Here is a 17,343-nt window from a genome sequence, read left to right as displayed (position 1 = left end):
TTTATGCAGCGCGGTGCATTTCTTGTCTTGCACAGGCGGAATACCCCCGCTAGTCGCTGCGACGCTGTATGGCATCTTCCGGGCCTGTAGCTCAGTTGGTTAGAGCTGGCCGCTCATAACGGCTAGGTCGGGGGTTCGAATCCCTCCGGGCCCACCAGATGCCAACTGGTTCAATTCCACAAGCGGGATTGAGAAATGATAGAGTCGGGGAGTGGCGCAGCCTGGTAGCGCACCTGTTTTGGGTACAGGGGGTCGCAAGTTCGAATCTTGTCTCCCCGACCATCATTTCGTTTTGGCATATCAGCCAGCGGTTCTTCTTCGCATCGCAGTTCAACGCTCGCTCGGCTCGCCGCTTAGATATATCGCTGGATCAAGTCCTGAAAGCGCGCGATGACAAGCTGCCAAAAAAGGGAAAGCCCGCGCGGGAAGTTGGCGCGGGAAGTCGGCGCGGAAAGCAAGGCCAAGCGGCTCATGGCCGCGAAAGCGCCTGACCGCAGCGAAAATAGCGGACATTTGCGGGCCTGTATGATGACCATGTCACGCAATGATTATGGTGTATCGCGCCCGTAAATATCGCTGCGAAAATCGAAGCCGTCCGTGCTGGGCATGGCGGTCAGATAGACGATATAAATCGGCACCGTATCGGGCAGATTGACCGATTGTTCTGGCTGGCTGCTATGGGTTGCGGGCCTGTGACCGAACAACCAGTCGGCCAGTTGCCACGGTTTTTCAAGCCTTACACAGCCGGCACTGAATGCGCGGATCGCCTTGCCGAATAACCCCTTGCTGGGCGTATCATGCAGATAGACACCGTGCTGGTTGGGGAACATGAATTTGATTGTTCCCATCCCGTTGCCCGGTCCCGGCCGCTGGCGTAACCGCAATTCCTGCTGCCCCGATGCCACCGATCTCCAGTCGACCGCATCATGGCGCAAAATCTGCGCAGTGTCGGACCAGTCCGACAATGCTTCAAATCCGCGTGTTTCAAGGTAGCGTTCGCCGCCGCTCAATATCCGCGGTGCGTAGCGGGTCTGAGTGAGATCGGGCGGGACATTCCAATAAGGATTGAGCACGACGCGGTCGATTTTGCCCATCAGTGATGGCGTCTGGTCGCTGGGTTTACCCACCACCACTTTCATCGATCCGGCGATCTGCTCGCCGTCAAACATGAATAGTTGCTGGGCCGCACTGTCGACCAGTACAAACCGGCTCCCCAACCGGCCGGGCAATTGGCGCAGCCGCTGAAGGTTGAGATCAATTTGCCGCGAATAATGCGCGAAGCCTAGATTGAGCGAGCGGATCAGCGGATCATCAATATGCCGTCCAATGGGCAGATCATGCGCAGCGCGATAGGCCGATATTTTGCCAGCCAGCGTCTCATCGAAAATCCCGGTTTCCCGCAATCCCAGCCTTCGCCGCACCGCATCCACTCTGGCCCCGGCTGCGCCTGGCCGTAAGATGCTCCCTGGCGATAGCCGCTCCTGCGGGAGGTTTCCCCACTCTGCGGCGAAATTCTTGGCCGCCTCGCGGAAGCGGACCTGAAGAAAATTCTCGGTTTCTGCGACCCATTCAACGTCCGGCCAGACCATGTCGCCACCTGCGCCGATAGCGGACATGTCCGGCGTGGAGGCATCCGGCGCATATGCGGACACCGCGTCTGATGCCGCAGCCGGAAACGCCTGTAGAGCCATCAGCCCGAAAGCCAATACCGTCCACAGGCGTCTGTTAGGATGGGCGCCGCCCAATGCGGCTTAGCCCCGCTCACCCCGGGTGATCGCAGGTGCGGCTTGCTGAACCGGTGCGTTGACCGATCGGGCAGTCCACTGCGATGTTTCGTTACAGCTGCTATTGAGTGTCATGGCCTGTCCGGCGGTGAAGCGGCGGACATAGTCCCAACATTCACTGGCACCGCCTGCATTCAAACAGATTTTACCGCCGGATGCGGTCCAGGTGCCGGTCGAGCGCAGGCCCGACGGGGCCGCGATCACGGCACTATTGTCTCCGCCAAAAAAGACCGCATTGCGGGTTCCGTCGGCAAACAGAACATCGACAGTTTGCCCGCGCAGCTCCTCCCCTGACAGGTTGGCTTGGGCCGCAGCTGGTGCAGCAAGCGATATACTCGCGCCCACCAGGCCGGTTAGTACAATCAGACTTCGCATATTTTGCTCCTAATATTGAGACAGTCAAACGCCGTGAATTCTTGCGCACGGCATACACTTTTCAGGTGTGCATGCCAGACGTCACACTGAAATGTTCGCGCATCATGCAATTGTCAAACCGCCAGACGATGATTTTGCAACTATTTGCGTAGGGATACATTAATTTACATTTATTGTAGACAAATATTTACACTCTTGGCGGTGGACGGCGCCGCCCGAATCGCCCTATTGGGTGGCTGGTTATTAATTCCGGCAATGTTTCATCTCTCGGTGAGCGAGATTGTTCGGTTCTCATCAAAGTGATTTCAGGAGTGTATTATGATATTGAAGAAAGCGGCGAGCGCAGCATTGGCGTCATTTTTGGTCGTTGGTTCGGTTGGCGCACAGGCCAACGCTGCCGCATATGCTGCTCCGGCATTTTCATTCGCAGCGACATCTCCCTCGCTGCTGCAGATGACCATGATGATGGGCAATCCGTGTACCTCCGGCGCACAAGGCTGTGTTCTGCCTCTTAAGGGACCTGCGCCAGCGGTGCAGCCGGCCACACCTGTCACTCAGCCCGCAGCACCTGCTGTTGCACAGGCGGCCCCTGCTGCGGTTGAGGAAGCCGGTAATGGTATTGGCCTGTGGCCCATTCTCCTCGGCCTGGCTGCGGTCGCAGGCGGCGTCATTGCCCTTAGCGGCGATAATGATGACGACGCACCGGTATCGCCATGATCGCCAAGTGAGTTCCCCTCACTAAGCACCAAAAAGGCCAGCGTCCTCAACAGACGCTGGCCTTTTTATCATCCGGCGCTTTCTCTGGCAGCTTGGCCAGCATGTCACCGTGCGCGGGCGAAGCGGCTTCAGTCTCCCTGAATTGACCCCTCATAATTGGCGAGAATACCGGTAATCTGGGTCCACACAGCGACGTTTTGGCGCAATTGCACGCGATCAATCTTGTCCAGAGTATCATCGGGTGTGTGATGCAGATCAAAATAGCGGGTGCCATCCTGTTGCAAATCAATGATCGCTGTTTTCTGGTCGCGGGCGATGTTGATATCCGCCCCGCCCCGCGCCACGATTGTCGAATCCGCCACGCCGAAACGCGCAACCGATGCGGCAAGCTGTTCGTGAAGCGAAGCGTTGGTATCGCGGAAATTGCTTTCAAAACGCCAGATCCGGTCCGCGCCGAAATCGCTTTCATAGGCGACCCCGATAGGCTCATCTATATGCGCCTGTGAATAGGCGGTACTGCCAAACAGCCCGACTTCCTCTGCACCGGCCAGCAGCACCCGAATGGTCCGCAAGGGTTGGCCATGCTTTTGCACGTTGAGCGCCGCGGCCGCAGCAATCCCGCAACCCGCGCCGTCATCAAAGGCACCGGGCGAATTCCACCAGCTGTCCAGATGACACGCAAGCAGCACCGGCGGCAGCGACGGGTCGCGCCCGGCAATCTCGCCCACCACATTGCCGCTTTGGGTCATGCCCAGCCGCTCCGGTGTTAATACCAGTTTCATGGTAATCGTGCGGTCACCCGCACGCTCAAACATCCGTTCCAGATTGGCAGCATCGGGAAGCGACAAAGCGCCCGCCGGTGTCGGCACCACGCGGCCCACATCGGTTGATCCGTCTGCGCGGCGGAACGTCGCCCCGCCCGTATGCGGATTGCGGTGATAGTCTGTTCCGACGGATTTGATCACTGTGGCAATGGCGCCCTTGGACTGGGCGATACCCGCGCCGATCCAGCGCGCGGGCCCGGCAAAGCCATATTGCGATCCGTCCTGCGTGGGGGTCATCGAATGGCTGATATAGGCGATCTTGCCCTCAAGACTTCGCGCAGGCGCCGCACTCAGTTCCGCGACTGTCGCAAACATCACCACTTCGGCCTCGATACCCTCTGGCCCGGTCGATGCGCTGCCGCCCAATGGCTGGATCACGAAAGGCTGGGGGAACGGGCTGGTGATCTGGGCCTTATGCGTATCACCCGGTACCCACGTATCCATCATGAACGGTTCGTCTGCGACATTGTCGAAGCTGCGCGCTTTCAGCCATTTGACCGCCCAGTCGCGGCCACGCGCCTCGGCCTCTGTTCCCGCCTGACGCGGTCCGACTTCGGTCGTGATGCCCTCGACAAAATCCCAAGCCGCTTCGTCAGATATAAGCGCCTCGTCCGCCTGCACCTGCGCCGGATATTTATAGACACCGTCGGGAACTTGCGCAGCCGCCAAAGCTGGCATGGTGAAACACAGGGCGGCGGCGCTCAGCGCGAGACGTTTTCTGTTCATGGTCACGCGTGCTAATGCGCCCGCACCGTAAAGCCAAGCCCCTCCTTACCTTACCCCGCCCCCGGACATGCTCCCACACGCCGTGCCCCCCACACGCCATGCTTGCCCGATGCATGCATAGTCCCTATCTGCTGCGTATATCCAACCCACCAGAATTATACTCTCCGAAGGACCGATACGATGGCCGCGCAATACGCATATGTCATGAAGAACATGACCAAGACTTTCCCCGGCGCGAAAAAGCCGGTTTTGTCGAACATCAATCTGCAATTCTACCAAGGCGCAAAAATCGGCATTGTCGGGCCCAATGGCGCGGGCAAATCCACACTGATAAAGATCATGGCGGGGCTTGATACCGACATTACCGGCGAAGCATGGGCGGGGGAAAATATCACCGTCGGCTATCTGGCGCAGGAGCCGGAGCTGGATAACAGCAAGACCGTTCTCGAAAATGTCAAAGACGGCGCACGCGATGTGGCCGATATGGTGGATCGGTTCAACGCCGTGACTGCCGAGATGGCCGAGCCGGATGCCGATTTTGAGGCGCTGGGCGAGGAAATGGGCGCGCTGCAGGAGAAAATTGACGCGGTCGACGGATGGACGCTCGACAACCAGCTCGAAATCGCGATGGAGGCGCTGCGCTGCCCGCCATCCGATTCATCGGTTGAAAACCTGTCAGGCGGTGAGCGCCGCCGCGTCGCCCTCACCCGCTTGCTGATTCAGAAACCGGGCATTCTGCTGCTCGACGAACCGACCAACCACCTTGATGCGGAAAGCGTCGAATGGCTGGAAAACCATCTGAAGGAATATGCCGGCGCTGTGCTGATGATTACGCACGACCGGTATTTCCTCGACAATGTGGTGGAATGGATTCTGGAACTCGATCGCGGTTCCTACTATCCGTATGAGGGCAATTACTCGACCTATCTCGACAAGAAAGCCAAGCGGATGGCGCAGGAAGACCGTGAGGATTCCGGCCGTCAGAAGGCGCTCGCCGAAGAGCTTGAGTGGATACGTCAGGGCACCAAAGGCCGCCAGACCAAATCCAAAGCGCGTATCCGCAAATTTGAACAATTGCAGGAAGCGCAGCAGGACCGCAAACCGGGCAAAGCGCAGATCGTTATCCAGGTTCCCGAACGCCTCGGCAGTAAAGTGATCGAAGCCAAGGGTATCTCCAAGGCATTTGGCGACAAGCTGCTGTTTGAAGATCTGTCCTTCATGCTCCCGCCGGGCGGCATCGTGGGCGTGATCGGCCCCAATGGCGCGGGCAAATCCACCCTGTTCAAAATGATCACCGGTCAGGAAACCCCCGATAGCGGTACCATCGAAATCGGCGAGACGGTGCATCTGGGCTTCGTTGACCAAAGCCGCGATGATTTGAACCCGAAAAACAATGTGTGGCAGGAAGTCAGCGACGAACTCGACTATATGAAAGTCAATGGCCACGACATGAGCACACGTGCCTATGTCGGCGCGTTCAATTTCAAGGGCGCGGACCAGCAGAAAGTCGTCGGCAAGCTATCGGGCGGTGAACGCAACCGCGTCCATATGGCGAAAATGCTCAAGGAAGGCGGCAATGTGCTGCTGCTCGACGAGCCGACCAACGATCTCGACGTGGAAACCCTTCGCGCGCTGGAAGATGCGGTGGAAAACTTCGCTGGCTGCGCGGTGGTTATCTCGCACGACCGTTTCTTCCTCGACCGTCTGGCGACGCATATTCTGGCGTTTGAAGGCGACAGCCACGTCGAATGGTTCGAAGGCAATTTCGCGGAATATGAAGAAGACAAGCGGCGTAGGCTGGGTGATGCGGCGGACCGGCCTACGCGGTTGGCGTATAAGAAGCTCAGTCGGTAATCAGCTGCTTGCAACCAAAGCGTTTCTCAGGCCGAAATGTTCGACAAACGGATCAAAGTCGCGGTCACTAAAAAGCAACTCAATTCCATCTTCAATGCAGCGCGTTGCTATTAATGTATCGATTGTCCTGCGGACAGTTATACCACGCTTGCGAAGCAGCCGGTAGTTGGAGGCGGCTTTGAAAGCGATGATGGCGTCAGAAATTGCGATGATTTTGAAAGCTTCGAACGCGGAACAGGCACTCGAGTAATCACCGTCATCGCGAAATCCCTGAAGAACCTCTGTCAGTATCAAATCACCAACAACAATTTCGGCATGGCCCAATATCGCATCGAGATAATCTGTTTCTGCGGTCGGTTTGCCGTTGAAAAAATCAATCCAAACGCTTGAGTCGATTAATATCATCAATCCTGATGCATCGAATCAAGATCATCATCCCATACCAATTTGCCGCGCAACTGACGCATATTCGCCTGCTTCCTGAGCAATACAAGCTTTCGCAGCGCCTCTTCGATAACCGCTTTTTTGGTATTCAAACCGCTCGCTTTCAGCGCGTCCGCCATCAAGGCATCGTCAATGACCACATTGGTTCTCATGTGTATCGATTAACACTATTATACACATGAGTCAAAAATCACTATGCATCGTCATTCCGGCAAAAGCGAGCGAGTCTGACCACACACCATATCGCGGCTGGGTGGTGACCGATTGCTCTCGATTCCCGCCTTTACGAGAGAAGATAGTGTCTTCATGACTTTTTGGCCCCGGACTCGATCCGGAATGCAGTTTCGTCCGATCTGGCACCTGTTTGGGCCTTGGCAAAGACGCGGAGAACCGAAGACGAGACATCTCTGCGTTTCCACTTCCCATGCGCTCTCTGCGCGAAACAGCAATACCCGATTTTCCTACACACCGGGCGGCTGCTAGAAACGGCCCCAGCTCTTTCCCATCGTTATTGCACCATTCTAACGCCATCCGCAGGCGCGGCAGGCATCCGTCCAAAAGTCACACATAATCGACCGCTTCCTGTGTCCGTCCGGCTCAAAACCTGCCCCTTACCCCTCTAAAAACACACGATAATTCGCGATCTCGCGAAAGTGACACAGTGTCACCTTTGTCCGCCCGATAAGGAGGCGGAGCGTCACTTTCCAACAACGCCTTGTCCTACCCCTGCTCCGGCCAATCCTCAATTTACGGTTAATGGCCGCGCAACACTTTGTTTGCTTTTCAGAAAGCATTTTCCCGTAGCACGCGGATCAAGATTAAAGGGGCGCAGAGTCGTGATCGACATCGAAATTCAGAACGAGACACACCAGACCAACGAGCGGCTGAAATTCGCCGTCGTCCCTCGCATCGGTGAAGGTGTGCGCTTGCAAAACCCGAACGGTTTTTGGGCGTCGTATGACGTGCTCGATTTGTGGTACCAGAAAGCCGATTACGGCGAAGTGTGGGTGCCCTTTCTTCATGTCCGCAAAACGGAGGGCGAGGAAGAACTGGCAGGCTCGCCGCTGGCCGTGAAAGACCAGGGGGAGGTCGTCCCATTTACAATCTGATTAAACGGGACGGTTTGCCCGGACAGGCAAATGGCAACGCCCCCAAAGCAGACGGCGTAGCGATTGCACCGGTGACGCGCGCAGCGCCGGCAACATCTGCGGCGCAACCGGTTCAGGTTCCTGCCACCTATGGCCGCCGGGTATCAGCGGTGAAGCCTGCACCGGCGGATGGATATGCCGGGCCGCAGCGGCACTGCCTGCTGGTGGATGATTCGCGGATGATCCGCAAAGTCGCACGGCACATCGTCGAAGCGCACGGCTACCGAGTTGCCGAAGCCGAAAACGGCCAGGAGGCGCTCGATAAATGCCTCATGACAATGCCCGATCTGGTGATTCTGGACTGGGATATGCCGATCATGACCGGTATCGAATTCCTGGCCGCATTGCGCGCATTAAAGGTTCCGCAGCAACCCAAGGTCGTGTTCTGTACGACCAAGGCGGGGGCGATGGATATTCACTGCGGAATTGATACGGGCGCGGATGAATATGTCACCAAGCCGTTTGATGAGGCAAGTCTGCTGGCCAAGCTGAAAAATATTGGCGCCGCCTGAACGCGGTGATTTGTTCGTGGCGATTAGGGAACGAGCCAATCGGCAGTCCAACCCGGCAGATCGGGCGTAACCGATACTTTTGCACGTCGGTGGCCGGTATTGGCGAGGTACAGCCAGTCAAATTCGGTCACGGTGACATAAAGCAGCGCAAAGTTTTGCCGGGCATCCGCAACCTGCGCATCTGTCGGATTGATACCCTCCGCCCAGTCGGGTAGCCCCGATGTCTGCTCTGCGCTGACGCTGCTCGGCCCAGCCTTCGCAAGATAGCAACGCTTGGCAAAATTGGTCGCCGCATCCCAGGCGGCTTCTGCCTGCGGCGAAGTGGTGGCGACGATGCCCTGCCCGCGCATCCGGATTTGCACTTTCGCCTCCGCATCATAGACTAGTACCGAAACCAGCGGATTATCGCGGATTACGGCGACTTTTGGACTGCGCGCATCGGTATGAAAGCGAAGCCGGCGCAATGCGGGATCATATTCGCGCAGCACCATCACCCGCACATCGCAATCCGCCGTTGCAACTACTGCGGTATGCATGGCGGATTTGCGGCTGTTCGCTCCGGCTGTGAGGCGGTCCGTGATGTCCTGGATGACATCTTCGAAAGTGAGTTTCATGATGCGGTCTTGACGGCCGAAATCGGGCGATGTCAACCAATCAGCCATAGATGCCCGCGTTCATTAGCAAAGCGATTAATATGAACGTAAGCATTTACACTTTGTTCAGTTTCAGGTCAGTTTATCTGAATTATACCGCAGCTATCAACAGGGCCGCATGGTGGGCGCGGCAGCGAATTGGAGAAGCCGCATGACCATTAAAGAATTTTTCACCGCAGGCAGCGCCTCTGCCCTTGCTATGGCGATGGCATTTATCGCTGTCCCCGCGCCCGAGGCATCTGCCGCAGAAAGCCAACGCGCTGAACGCAGCGGCCAGGACCGGTCGCAAGCGCGACAATCCAATCGCGGCCAGCGCCAACAAGTCAGGCAGCAAAACCGGGGCCAACGCCAGCAAGCGCGTCAACAATCACGGCGCAATCAAGCGGAGGCCCGCCAGGACAGACGCGGCGAGCAACGCACAAACCGCCGCCAGAGACAGGTTGACGCTCGCGAACGGCCACAACAAAGGCGAGCAGCCCGACGTGATGACCGCCGCGCCGAACGCCGCTCTGAGCGCACAATTAATCGCCGAATTGACGGGCGGCAGGATCGCGCGCAGCGCCGTTTCAATCAAAGCGCCGATCGCCGCGGTAATACTGCCAATATAAACCGCGTCCGCAATCAGGCGCGGCGCGATGCACGCAGGTTCGATCGGCGCGACGCGCGCAGGGAGATAAGGCGGGACAATCGCCGCGAGGCTCGCCAGGATATCCGCCGGGACAACCGCCGTGATTTCCGCCGTGATCGCCGCGCGGACCGCCGTGACTACCGTCAGACACGCCGCGATTATCGCCGCTGGAACCGAAACCAGTGGCGCAACAACAGCCGGTATAATTGGTACAACCATCGCCGCTATAACCGCAATACGTTCCGCCTTGGGCGCTATTACGCGCCATTCCGTAATCACCGCTACAACCGGATCAACATCGGCTTTTTCTTTGACACCGCGTTTTTCGGGAGCCGGTACTGGATCAACGACCCGTGGACTTACCGTCTACCCGAAGTGTACGGCCCCTATCGCTGGGTCCGGTATTACGGCGATGTTGTTTTGGTCAACACCTATACCGGTGAAGTTTTGGACGTCATTCACGACTTCTTCTATTAACCAAAACGCCTCTCGAGAACGCATCGCTCCGCCCCATACCGGGCGGAGCGTTAGCGTTTTGTAAGCTGGATCAACCCGCTTTGCCAAATGGCAGCATCCGGTAGATCCCGCCGTCCCTGTCATAGAATGTGTGCTTGAGCGCGCCCAGAACATGCAGCGCAACCAGATAAACCAGTGCTTCTGCGCCGGTGCCATGAAAGCCAATAACAGTCTTGCCCATTTCCGGATCGCTGCTGACCGGCAATGCGGGCACGGTAAACAGCCCGAACATATCCACCCCCCTGCCAAAATAGGAGCTCGCGAGCCATCCGCCAATTGGCAGGCCGATCAGCATCACATAGAACACTATATGCAAACCCCTCGCCAAAATCCGTTCCCATGCGGCATAGTTCACCGGCAGAGACGGTGCTGGGTGAGTAAGCCGCCAGGCCAGCCTGCCAATACTCAGTATCAAAATGGAAATGCCAATGGCTTTGTGCTGAGCCATATACCAGCCCGCATCTGCTTTCGCGGCATGCGCGGCCGCTTCTGCCAACCGCCAGTTTACGATCACGGCGATAGCGATACTCCAGTGAAATATCATCGCGCCCTTTGAATAGCGGGCCTGCAGCGAAGCGGTCATAGTCTCTCGTCTCCCTCATTGATAATCTCACTACCACAGATTGGCCGCAGCACACAATTGGTCGGCAAACTGCGGCTTGAAGCCGGAACAACGCATGCTAGAACGCTGCCATGACCAAAACCGCTACCGTGCCGGATCGTGATGCCCTGAAACGCGTGGGCACCACCGTAAGAAAACGCCTTCAGGCCGATCCAAAAGCCTATAAAGTGCCGACCGACGATGCCGAAATCTACGCCATTGGCGGCTTTCTGACAGCACCGGAATGCACGCGGCTGGTGACAATGATAGATATCGTTGCCAAGCCGAGCGAGCTGTATGATCAGGATTACGCCACTGGTTTTCGCACATCCTTTTCCGGTAATCTGGATCCGCATGATCCCTTCATAGCAGGCATCAGCCGGCGGATTGACGACTTTCTCGGTATCAATGCGGAATGCGGTGAGGCAATCCAGGGCCAGCGTTATTTGCCCGGCCAGCAATTCAAGGCGCATAATGACTGGTTCTACACCGATCAGGATTACTGGAAAATGGAACGAAAAAATGGTGGACAGCGCAGCTGGACTGCCATGATCTACCTCAATGCGGTCACCAAGGGCGGCGCCACCCGCTTCACCGATCTGGGCATGAACATTCCGCCCCAGCCAGGTGTGTTGTTGACTTGGAACAACGCCGATCATGACGGCATTCCCAACCCAAAGACCATCCACGCGGGCACTCCGGTGGAAGAAGGCACCAAATATATCATCACCAAATGGTACCGCACCCGCAAATGGGGCTGATCGACCAACCTTACCTTTATCTCTCCTCTATTTCCAAATGGTCCAGTATTCGGTCCACCTTCTCGGCCAACCGCATGATTTCCAATTGTGTGCGTAAATTCACCTCATAATCGTGGCGTGCAGCAATCCGGTCTTTTTTCGCCTGCCGGTTCTGGCTCATCATAATCACCGGCGCTTGAATAGCAGCCAGCATTGAGAGCATCAGATTGAGGAAGATATAGGGATATTGGTCAAATGCCGGGATACCCAGATGTTCGGACGCTGGACTATTGATGACCATCCAACTCACCAGCACGACAAAGAACGTCAGGATAAAGGCCCAGCTACCGCCAATAGCCGCAACACGATCAGCAATCCGGTCACCCCTGCCCGCATTATGCTGCGCCCGTTCATCCGCATCCAGACCGATCAACGTGCCGCTAGCAACCCGTATCAGGACATTGCGTTCTTCTTCCTCAAGCTCGGTAAATTCACGGCCCAATAATTGCCGAGCCAATTGCTCTGGCGTGCGCCGCGCTTTCCTCATGCGTTTATCGCCTCTTCAATCAAGCGGCGTGAATTAGCGATGCCGTACAGCGCGATGAAGCTGCCCATACGCGGTCCCTGTTCGGACCCAAGCAACGTTTCATAAAGAGCGCGGAACCAGTCGCGCAGATTTTCGAATCCGAACTCCTCCTGCTTGCCGATCTCGTAGATCATCGTCTGAAGATCTTCGGCCGACGTATCTTCAGCAACATCGGCCAGCCTGGCATTGAGAGCGGTCAAGGCCGCCGCTTCATTCGCCAACGGCACGCGTTTTTTCAAAGTCGGCGCGACAAAATCACGGTTATAGGCGAGCGCGCAACCAACCAGAACATCCACCGCAGGATGCTCCGCCGGATCAGCATCGTCAATATAATTGGCGAGATACGACCATACCTGCTCGCGGCTGGCCTCCGCCCCCAGCACGCCAACCAGATTGAGCAGCAAGCCATATGTCACCGGCAGACTGCCGCCTGCGCCCGGTGCATCGGGGCCGTCCAATTTCACATTCGCGCGCAGCAAATGCCATGCCGGATTGCCCAATTGCTTATCCAGCGGCTGATCGGTCAAACGCTCGCGGAATTGCCAATATTCATCGACTGCACGCGGCACCACGCCGACATGCAATTGCTTGGCGCTTTTGGGATTGGGAAATATGTAGAAACCAAGCGATTCCTCGCTGCCATATTTCAGCCAATCCTCAATCGTCAGCCCATTGCCCTTCGATTTGGAGATTTTCTCGCCGTTCTCATCGAGGAACAGCTCGTAAATCAGCCCTTCGGGTTTGCGCCCGCCAAGCACCTTCGCAATCTTGCCGGATTGCACGCCGGTATCGGTCAAATCCTTGCCATACATTTCATAATCGACGCCCTGCGCAACCCAGCGCATCGCGAAATCGACTTTCCATTGCAGCTTGGATTGGCCGCCCAATGCCGATTGCTCGATCACCGACCCATCTTGATCGGTAAAGCGGATAGTGCCCGCATCGGCATCAATCACCTCCACCGGCACTTGCAGGACAACGCCAGTCGATGGGCTAATCGGCATAATCGGCGAGTATGTTGCCGCGCGCTCTGCCCGCAGGGTCGGCAGCATAATATCAAGAATCGCCTGATTGCTGCGCAATACGTTTTTCAGCGCATCATCAAACGCGCCCGAATTATAGCGGTCTGACCCGGCAACGAATTCATATTCGAACCCAAACCGGTCAAGGAATTCGCGCAGCATCGCATTATTATGTGCGGCGAAGCTGTCATATTTTTCAAACGGGTCGGGAATACGGCTGAGCGGTTTGCCCAGATGCTCGGTCAGCATCGCCTGATTGGGGACATTGTCAGGCACTTTGCGCAAGCCGTCCATATCATCGCTGAATGCCACCAGGCGCGTGGGGGCACCGCCGGTCATCGCTTCGAAAGCACGGCGCACAAAGGTGGTGCGCAGCACTTCCTGAAAGGTGCCGATATGCGGCACGCCAGACGGGCCGTAGCCTGTTTCAAACAGCACCGGCGCGCCATCGGGTTTGGTGCCCTGCGGATAGCGTTTCAGCAGACGCTGCGCCTCCTGAAATGGCCATGCTTTGGAATTGCGGGCGGCGTCGATCAATGCTGTGTCAGTCATATAGGAGCCTTTTGCGCGCTTCGGCCAATGTTGCAAGCGCGAAGAACCAAACCGTCATCTGTAGGAATGGGACGATCAGACCTTTTTCCTAACATGTGACCTTTGGCATTTTCCCCATGCAATTCAGACAATTGCGAAAGAAACCTCAATCGAATGTGTGACTTTTGGATCCAACAGGCCGCGCGCCCGAGACAATAGACCATCATCTTGAAGAATATGCGCAGGTAGTTCATCGGGCTAGCCGCTATCATTTGGTCGCCAAGTAGGAAAATTGGGAAGCAATTGTGTACCCGCAGCCTGCCCTTCATTTACTTTCCGCTTCGCCCTTCCCATAGCTTTCCTGATGGCATCGCCCCCCGCTCATACTGCCCCCTCCACGCTGCCCGCATTGCATGCCAGCCATGCCGGAACGTGGCTGCGTGATGGGTCCGGCGCAACGCGCGGGCTTTCCAAGGGCGAGGCCATCATGGCAGCGGCCGATACGCCGGTATTGATGCTCAACGCGCCACTGGTGGCGACACGGCTGGGCTATCCTGATCTGTCGGGGCTCGATCTTCTGGAACTGTTTGCGTTCATTTACCCTGCGCAGTTTTGCGTGCCCACACCCAAGGGATTGGCCGATGCGCTGGGTCTGCCCGCGCCTGAAAGTGACAATACAATACCCGCGCTGCTGCAATCGGCGGCTGCGGCGATGCTGCTTCGCTGCGAGAGTGATGATTGGCACCAGCGTGACGGTGCGTGGTCATCGCTGCAATCGCTGGCAAAAATGCGTTGGCCCTGGGCGCAGGTGCTGAGCCCCCACATCAAGCGGCCCGATAAAGCAGAGCGGTGGCTGTTTGCCAAATTGCCTGAATGGGAAGAAGCGCCCGACCGCCCGCAACCCGCGCAAATACAGATTGATGATGCGGCCATCATCGGCCAGCTCGATCATCTCACCGGCATCCACGCGGAAACGCGTGACGGGCAGCAACACTATGCAACAGCGGTGGGCGGCGTATTTGCCCCGCGCGATGCGCAGCGCCGGCCGCATGTTCTGCTCGCCCAGGCCGGGACCGGTATTGGCAAGACATTGGGCTATCTCGCACCAGCGTCCTTGTGGTCGGCCACCGCGCAAGGGACAGTATGGGTCAGCACCTTTACCAAAAACCTCCAGCGTCAGTTAAAATCGGAAAGCGGCAAAGCCTGGCCTGATACACGCGCCGATGGCACCCGGCCTGTGGTGGTGCGCAAGGGGCGCGAGAACTACCTTTGTCTGCTCAATCTGGAGGATGCGCTGCAAGGCGGGTTTGGTGGACGCGCGGCAATATTGGCGCAATTGGTGGCGCGCTGGGCCAGCTTTACCCGTGACGGCGATATGATTGGCGGCGATTTGCCCGGCTGGCTGGCTACTCTGTTTCGCAAGCGCGGAATTGCGGCGCTGACCGATCAGCGCGGTGAATGCGTCTATGCCGGGTGCCCGCATTACCGCAAATGCTTCATTGAACGCTCCGCGCGCGCCTCTGCTCAGGCCGATCTGGTCATTGCCAATCATGCGCTGGTGATGGTCAATGCTGCCCGATCTGGTTTTGGCGGGGGGCGCGACCATGCGCCGCGCCCCACGCGGGTTATTTTTGATGAGGGCCATCATGTTTTCCAGGCCGCGGATTCAACCTTTGCAGCCACGCTGACCGGACAGGAAGCGATTGAACTGCGCCGCTGGATTGTTGGGCCAGAGCGCAAGAATAAGGGCCGCAGGCGGGGCCTTGCCGCGCGTTTAGCCGATGTGGCGAGTTACGATGATGATGGCGGAGCGGCGATCGAAGCGGCGATTGAGGCAGCACAGGCTTTGCCCTCTGACGGGTGGCTCCAGCGTCTGCATGACGGGGAGCCGTCCGGCCCGCTCGAACGTTTACTCGCGTCAGTACGCGCGGTAACCTATGCGCGCGATGAGAGCGCCAATGGATCGAGCGCGCAGGATGCGGGCTACGGCATCGAAACAGAAATCGCGCAAATGCCGGGCGAATTCATCGAATTGGCGGGCAAGGCGGAGACGGCTTTGGCCGCGATACGCCAGCCTTTGGTCAAGCTGGGGCTGCGCCTGGAAGCTGTGGTGCAGGATTCCCCCGACTGGCTCGACCAGCAAGGCCGCGCGCGGATCGAGGGGGCGCGCCAGTCGCTTGGCTGGCGGGTCGATTTGCTCGCAGCCTGGGAATCGCTTCTAAGCCGAATGGGCGGCCCCGCTGATCCTGAATTTGTCGATTGGCTGGCGGTGGATCGCGGTGATGCGCGCGAATTTGATATCGGGATCCACCGGCGCTGGCTCGACCCGATGAAGCCATTTGCCAAAGTCGTGCTGGAACCCGCGCACGGGGTGATGCTGACCTCCGCCACTTTGCGCGATGGTGAGGACTGGGACAGCGCGATTGCCCAAAGCGGAACGCCGCATATCGAAGTGCAGCCGCGCCTCTCTGCCGCAGAAAGCCCGTTCGATTATGCCAACCGCGCCGAGGTATTGATCGTAACCGACATAAAGCGCGGCGATCTGGCGGCATTGGCGGGTGCCTATGCACGGCTGATAGAGGCGGCAGGCGGAGGCGTGCTCGGCCTGTTCACTGCAATCCGGCGGCTGCGGGTGGTCCACGGGCGCATCGCAGACCGGCTGGCGCGCGCGGGGCTGCCGCTATTCGCGCAGCATGTCGACCCCATTGATACCGGCACATTGGTGGACATTTTCCGCGACGATGCGCGTACATCTCTGCTCGGCACGGATGCCCTGCGTGATGGGGTCGATGTGCCAGGCGATTCGCTGCGCTGCGTAGTGATGGAGGGTGTTCCGTGGCCCAAGCCGAGCATTTTGCACCGCGCGCGGCGGGCAGCAAATGGCGGCAGCGCCTATGATGACCGGATGATCCGCGCGCGATTGGCGCAGGCTTTCGGGCGGCTGATCCGTACCAAGGAAGATCGCGGGCACTTCATCGTATTGTCCTCCGCTTTCCCCAGCAGGCTGCTATCCGCTTTCCCCAAAGGCACGCCTGTCATACGTTTGACGCTGGAGGAGGCTTTACAACGGGTCGCAGAAGGTGTCTCCAGTACAGCCAAGCCCGCGCAGCCCTTTGGCGCGGTTGATATTGATGAGGATTCGATTCCGTTTTGAAAAAACTTGCTCTCCTCCGCCACGCCAAGTCCGATTGGGACGATATCGGCACGCGCGATTTTGACCGCGGTCTGAATGATCGCGGGCGCAAAGGGGCCAAGCTGATCGGGCGGCATATTCGCGAATATGGGCTCAATTGGGATGTGCTGGTCGCGAGTTCGGCCGAACGGGTGCAGCGCACGCTAGAGGCTGCCCTGCCCGATGCAAAACCGGTGTTCGATAAACGGCTTTATCTGGCCAGCACCGATACGATTGTTGACGTGATTCACGAATTGGCGGCTGGCGCGGATACGGTATTGGTGGCCGGGCATAATCCCTGTTTGCAGGAGATGCTCTATATGCTGGTGCCGCCCTCTCAGGAAAACGCATTGTTTGACGCAGCAGCGACCAAATATCCCACTGCCAGCTTTGCAGTGTTTGAACTGGATATTGATGATTGGGCGGATCTGAAACCCGATTGCGGCAAGCTGGTCCATTTCAAACGCCCGCGCGATCTGGATCCTGAACTGGGCCCTGATTATTAGGGAA

The 17,343-nt window shown here is 57.6% G+C and carries 17 protein-coding genes and 2 tRNA genes; 10 read left to right on the top strand and 9 right to left on the bottom strand.

What is annotated here, in order from left to right; all coding sequences use genetic code 11:
• The first annotated feature begins 80 nt into the window (after positions 1-80).
• Positions 81-157: transfer RNA gene (locus tag WA922_RS03640), tRNA-Ile, on the top strand.
• Between the two features lie 48 nt (positions 158-205).
• A tRNA-Pro gene (locus WA922_RS03635) sits at positions 206-282 on the top strand.
• Between the two features lie 266 nt (positions 283-548).
• Here WA922_RS03635 and WA922_RS03630 read toward each other — a convergent pair.
• Positions 549-1,691 carry a L,D-transpeptidase family protein gene (locus WA922_RS03630; protein ID WP_424770310.1) on the bottom strand — a complete coding sequence of 381 codons (1,143 nt, stop codon included), beginning with the start codon at positions 1,689-1,691 and terminating at the stop codon, positions 549-551.
• A gap of 60 nt (positions 1,692-1,751) precedes the next feature.
• Positions 1,752-2,159 carry a hypothetical protein gene (locus WA922_RS03625; protein WP_424770309.1) on the bottom strand — a complete coding sequence of 136 codons (408 nt, stop codon included), beginning with the start codon at positions 2,157-2,159 and terminating at the stop codon, positions 1,752-1,754.
• A 318-nt stretch (positions 2,160-2,477) separates the two neighbouring features.
• On the opposite strand from WA922_RS03625, the gene WA922_RS03620 reads away from it, so the two are divergent.
• Entirely contained in the window at positions 2,478-2,876 is a 399-nt protein-coding gene (locus WA922_RS03620; protein WP_424770308.1) for a hypothetical protein, read from the top strand.
• A 128-nt stretch (positions 2,877-3,004) separates the two neighbouring features.
• Here WA922_RS03620 and WA922_RS03615 read toward each other — a convergent pair whose 3' ends face one another.
• Positions 3,005-4,426: a M28 family peptidase gene (locus tag WA922_RS03615; protein WP_424770307.1), complete on the bottom strand. Its 1,422-nt coding sequence runs from the start codon at positions 4,424-4,426 to the stop codon at positions 3,005-3,007.
• A gap of 180 nt (positions 4,427-4,606) precedes the next feature.
• Here WA922_RS03615 and ettA point away from each other — a divergent pair, with 180 nt between their 5' ends.
• The gene (gene ettA, locus WA922_RS03610) at positions 4,607-6,280 is read left to right on the top strand and encodes an energy-dependent translational throttle protein EttA (RefSeq protein ID WP_424770306.1); all 1,674 of its coding nucleotides are present in this window, start codon (positions 4,607-4,609) and stop codon (positions 6,278-6,280) included.
• On the opposite strand, the gene vapC is transcribed toward ettA, so the two are convergent.
• Together vapC and WA922_RS03600 are read right to left on the bottom strand one after the other, a co-directional pair.
• Positions 6,281-6,685 carry a type II toxin-antitoxin system VapC family toxin gene (gene vapC, locus WA922_RS03605; RefSeq protein WP_424770305.1) on the bottom strand — a complete coding sequence of 135 codons (405 nt, stop codon included), beginning with the start codon at positions 6,683-6,685 and terminating at the stop codon, positions 6,281-6,283.
• Positions 6,685-6,876: a type II toxin-antitoxin system VapB family antitoxin gene (locus WA922_RS03600; RefSeq protein ID WP_424770304.1), complete on the bottom strand. Its 192-nt coding sequence runs from the start codon at positions 6,874-6,876 to the stop codon at positions 6,685-6,687. Before WA922_RS03600 ends, vapC begins: the two co-directional genes overlap by 1 nt.
• 684 nt (positions 6,877-7,560) lie before the next feature.
• Here WA922_RS03600 and WA922_RS03595 point away from each other — a divergent pair.
• Positions 7,561-7,833: a hypothetical protein gene (locus WA922_RS03595; RefSeq protein ID WP_424770303.1), complete on the top strand. Its 273-nt coding sequence runs from the start codon at positions 7,561-7,563 to the stop codon at positions 7,831-7,833.
• Between the two features lie 149 nt (positions 7,834-7,982).
• Positions 7,983-8,384 carry a response regulator gene (locus WA922_RS03590; protein WP_424770342.1) on the top strand — a complete coding sequence of 134 codons (402 nt, stop codon included), beginning with the start codon at positions 7,983-7,985 and terminating at the stop codon, positions 8,382-8,384.
• A gap of 23 nt (positions 8,385-8,407) precedes the next feature.
• Here the strand turns inward: WA922_RS03590 and WA922_RS03585 are convergent, their stop codons facing one another.
• Positions 8,408-9,046, bottom strand: a complete 639-nt coding sequence (locus WA922_RS03585; RefSeq protein WP_424770302.1) for a pyridoxamine 5'-phosphate oxidase family protein — start codon at positions 9,044-9,046, stop codon at positions 8,408-8,410.
• A 142-nt stretch (positions 9,047-9,188) separates the two neighbouring features.
• Here WA922_RS03585 and WA922_RS03580 point away from each other — a divergent pair, with 142 nt between their 5' ends.
• Entirely contained in the window at positions 9,189-10,142 is a 954-nt protein-coding gene (locus tag WA922_RS03580; RefSeq protein ID WP_424770301.1) for an RcnB family protein, read from the top strand.
• A gap of 70 nt (positions 10,143-10,212) precedes the next feature.
• On the opposite strand, the gene WA922_RS03575 is transcribed toward WA922_RS03580, so the two are convergent.
• Positions 10,213-10,764: a cytochrome b gene (locus tag WA922_RS03575; RefSeq protein ID WP_424770300.1), complete on the bottom strand. Its 552-nt coding sequence runs from the start codon at positions 10,762-10,764 to the stop codon at positions 10,213-10,215.
• 110 nt (positions 10,765-10,874) lie between these two features.
• Here WA922_RS03575 and WA922_RS03570 point away from each other — a divergent pair, with 110 nt between their 5' ends.
• Positions 10,875-11,543 carry a prolyl hydroxylase family protein gene (locus WA922_RS03570; protein ID WP_424770299.1) on the top strand — a complete coding sequence of 223 codons (669 nt, stop codon included), beginning with the start codon at positions 10,875-10,877 and terminating at the stop codon, positions 11,541-11,543.
• A 16-nt stretch (positions 11,544-11,559) separates the two neighbouring features.
• On the opposite strand, the gene WA922_RS03565 is transcribed toward WA922_RS03570, so the two are convergent.
• The gene (locus tag WA922_RS03565; RefSeq protein ID WP_424770298.1) at positions 11,560-12,069 is read right to left on the bottom strand and encodes a DUF1003 domain-containing protein; all 510 of its coding nucleotides are present in this window, start codon (positions 12,067-12,069) and stop codon (positions 11,560-11,562) included.
• Positions 12,066-13,682, bottom strand: a complete 1,617-nt coding sequence (locus WA922_RS03560; protein WP_424770297.1) for a lysine--tRNA ligase — start codon at positions 13,680-13,682, stop codon at positions 12,066-12,068. Before WA922_RS03560 ends, WA922_RS03565 begins: the two co-directional genes overlap by 4 nt.
• 343 nt (positions 13,683-14,025) lie before the next feature.
• Here WA922_RS03560 and WA922_RS03555 point away from each other — a divergent pair, with 343 nt between their 5' ends.
• Entirely contained in the window at positions 14,026-16,815 is a 2,790-nt protein-coding gene (locus WA922_RS03555) for an ATP-dependent DNA helicase (RefSeq protein ID WP_424770296.1), read from the top strand.
• Positions 16,812-17,339, top strand: a complete 528-nt coding sequence (locus WA922_RS03550) for a SixA phosphatase family protein (protein ID WP_424770295.1) — start codon at positions 16,812-16,814, stop codon at positions 17,337-17,339. Before WA922_RS03555 ends, WA922_RS03550 begins: the two co-directional genes overlap by 4 nt.
• The last annotated feature ends 4 nt before the right edge of the window (positions 17,340-17,343 follow it).

This window comes from Pontixanthobacter sp. (assembly GCF_049682855.1).
Taxonomy (GTDB): domain Bacteria; phylum Pseudomonadota; class Alphaproteobacteria; order Sphingomonadales; family Sphingomonadaceae; genus Pontixanthobacter.
Note: the sequence above shows the minus strand (reverse complement) of the source record. Positions and strands in the feature narration are given on the sequence as shown.

Coding starts and splice junctions, on each gene's coding strand:
- WA922_RS03570 (WP_424770299.1), top strand. CDS start 10,875: ATGACCAAAACCGCTACCGTGCCGGATCGTGATGCCCTGAAACGCGTG.
- WA922_RS03580 (WP_424770301.1), top strand. CDS start 9,189: ATGACCATTAAAGAATTTTTCACCGCAGGCAGCGCCTCTGCCCTTGCT.
- ettA (WP_424770306.1), top strand. CDS start 4,607: ATGGCCGCGCAATACGCATATGTCATGAAGAACATGACCAAGACTTTC.
- WA922_RS03625 (WP_424770309.1), bottom strand. CDS start 2,159: ATGCGAAGTCTGATTGTACTAACCGGCCTGGTGGGCGCGAGTATATCG.
- WA922_RS03615 (WP_424770307.1), bottom strand. CDS start 4,426: ATGAACAGAAAACGTCTCGCGCTGAGCGCCGCCGCCCTGTGTTTCACC.
- WA922_RS03560 (WP_424770297.1), bottom strand. CDS start 13,682: ATGACTGACACAGCATTGATCGACGCCGCCCGCAATTCCAAAGCATGG.
- WA922_RS03575 (WP_424770300.1), bottom strand. CDS start 10,764: ATGACCGCTTCGCTGCAGGCCCGCTATTCAAAGGGCGCGATGATATTT.
- WA922_RS03630 (WP_424770310.1), bottom strand. CDS start 1,691: ATGGCTCTACAGGCGTTTCCGGCTGCGGCATCAGACGCGGTGTCCGCA.
- WA922_RS03585 (WP_424770302.1), bottom strand. CDS start 9,046: ATGGCTGATTGGTTGACATCGCCCGATTTCGGCCGTCAAGACCGCATC.
- WA922_RS03600 (WP_424770304.1), bottom strand. CDS start 6,876: ATGAGAACCAATGTGGTCATTGACGATGCCTTGATGGCGGACGCGCTG.
- WA922_RS03565 (WP_424770298.1), bottom strand. CDS start 12,069: ATGAGGAAAGCGCGGCGCACGCCAGAGCAATTGGCTCGGCAATTATTG.
- WA922_RS03555 (WP_424770296.1), top strand. CDS start 14,026: ATGGCATCGCCCCCCGCTCATACTGCCCCCTCCACGCTGCCCGCATTG.
- WA922_RS03620 (WP_424770308.1), top strand. CDS start 2,478: ATGATATTGAAGAAAGCGGCGAGCGCAGCATTGGCGTCATTTTTGGTC.
- vapC (WP_424770305.1), bottom strand. CDS start 6,685: ATGATATTAATCGACTCAAGCGTTTGGATTGATTTTTTCAACGGCAAA.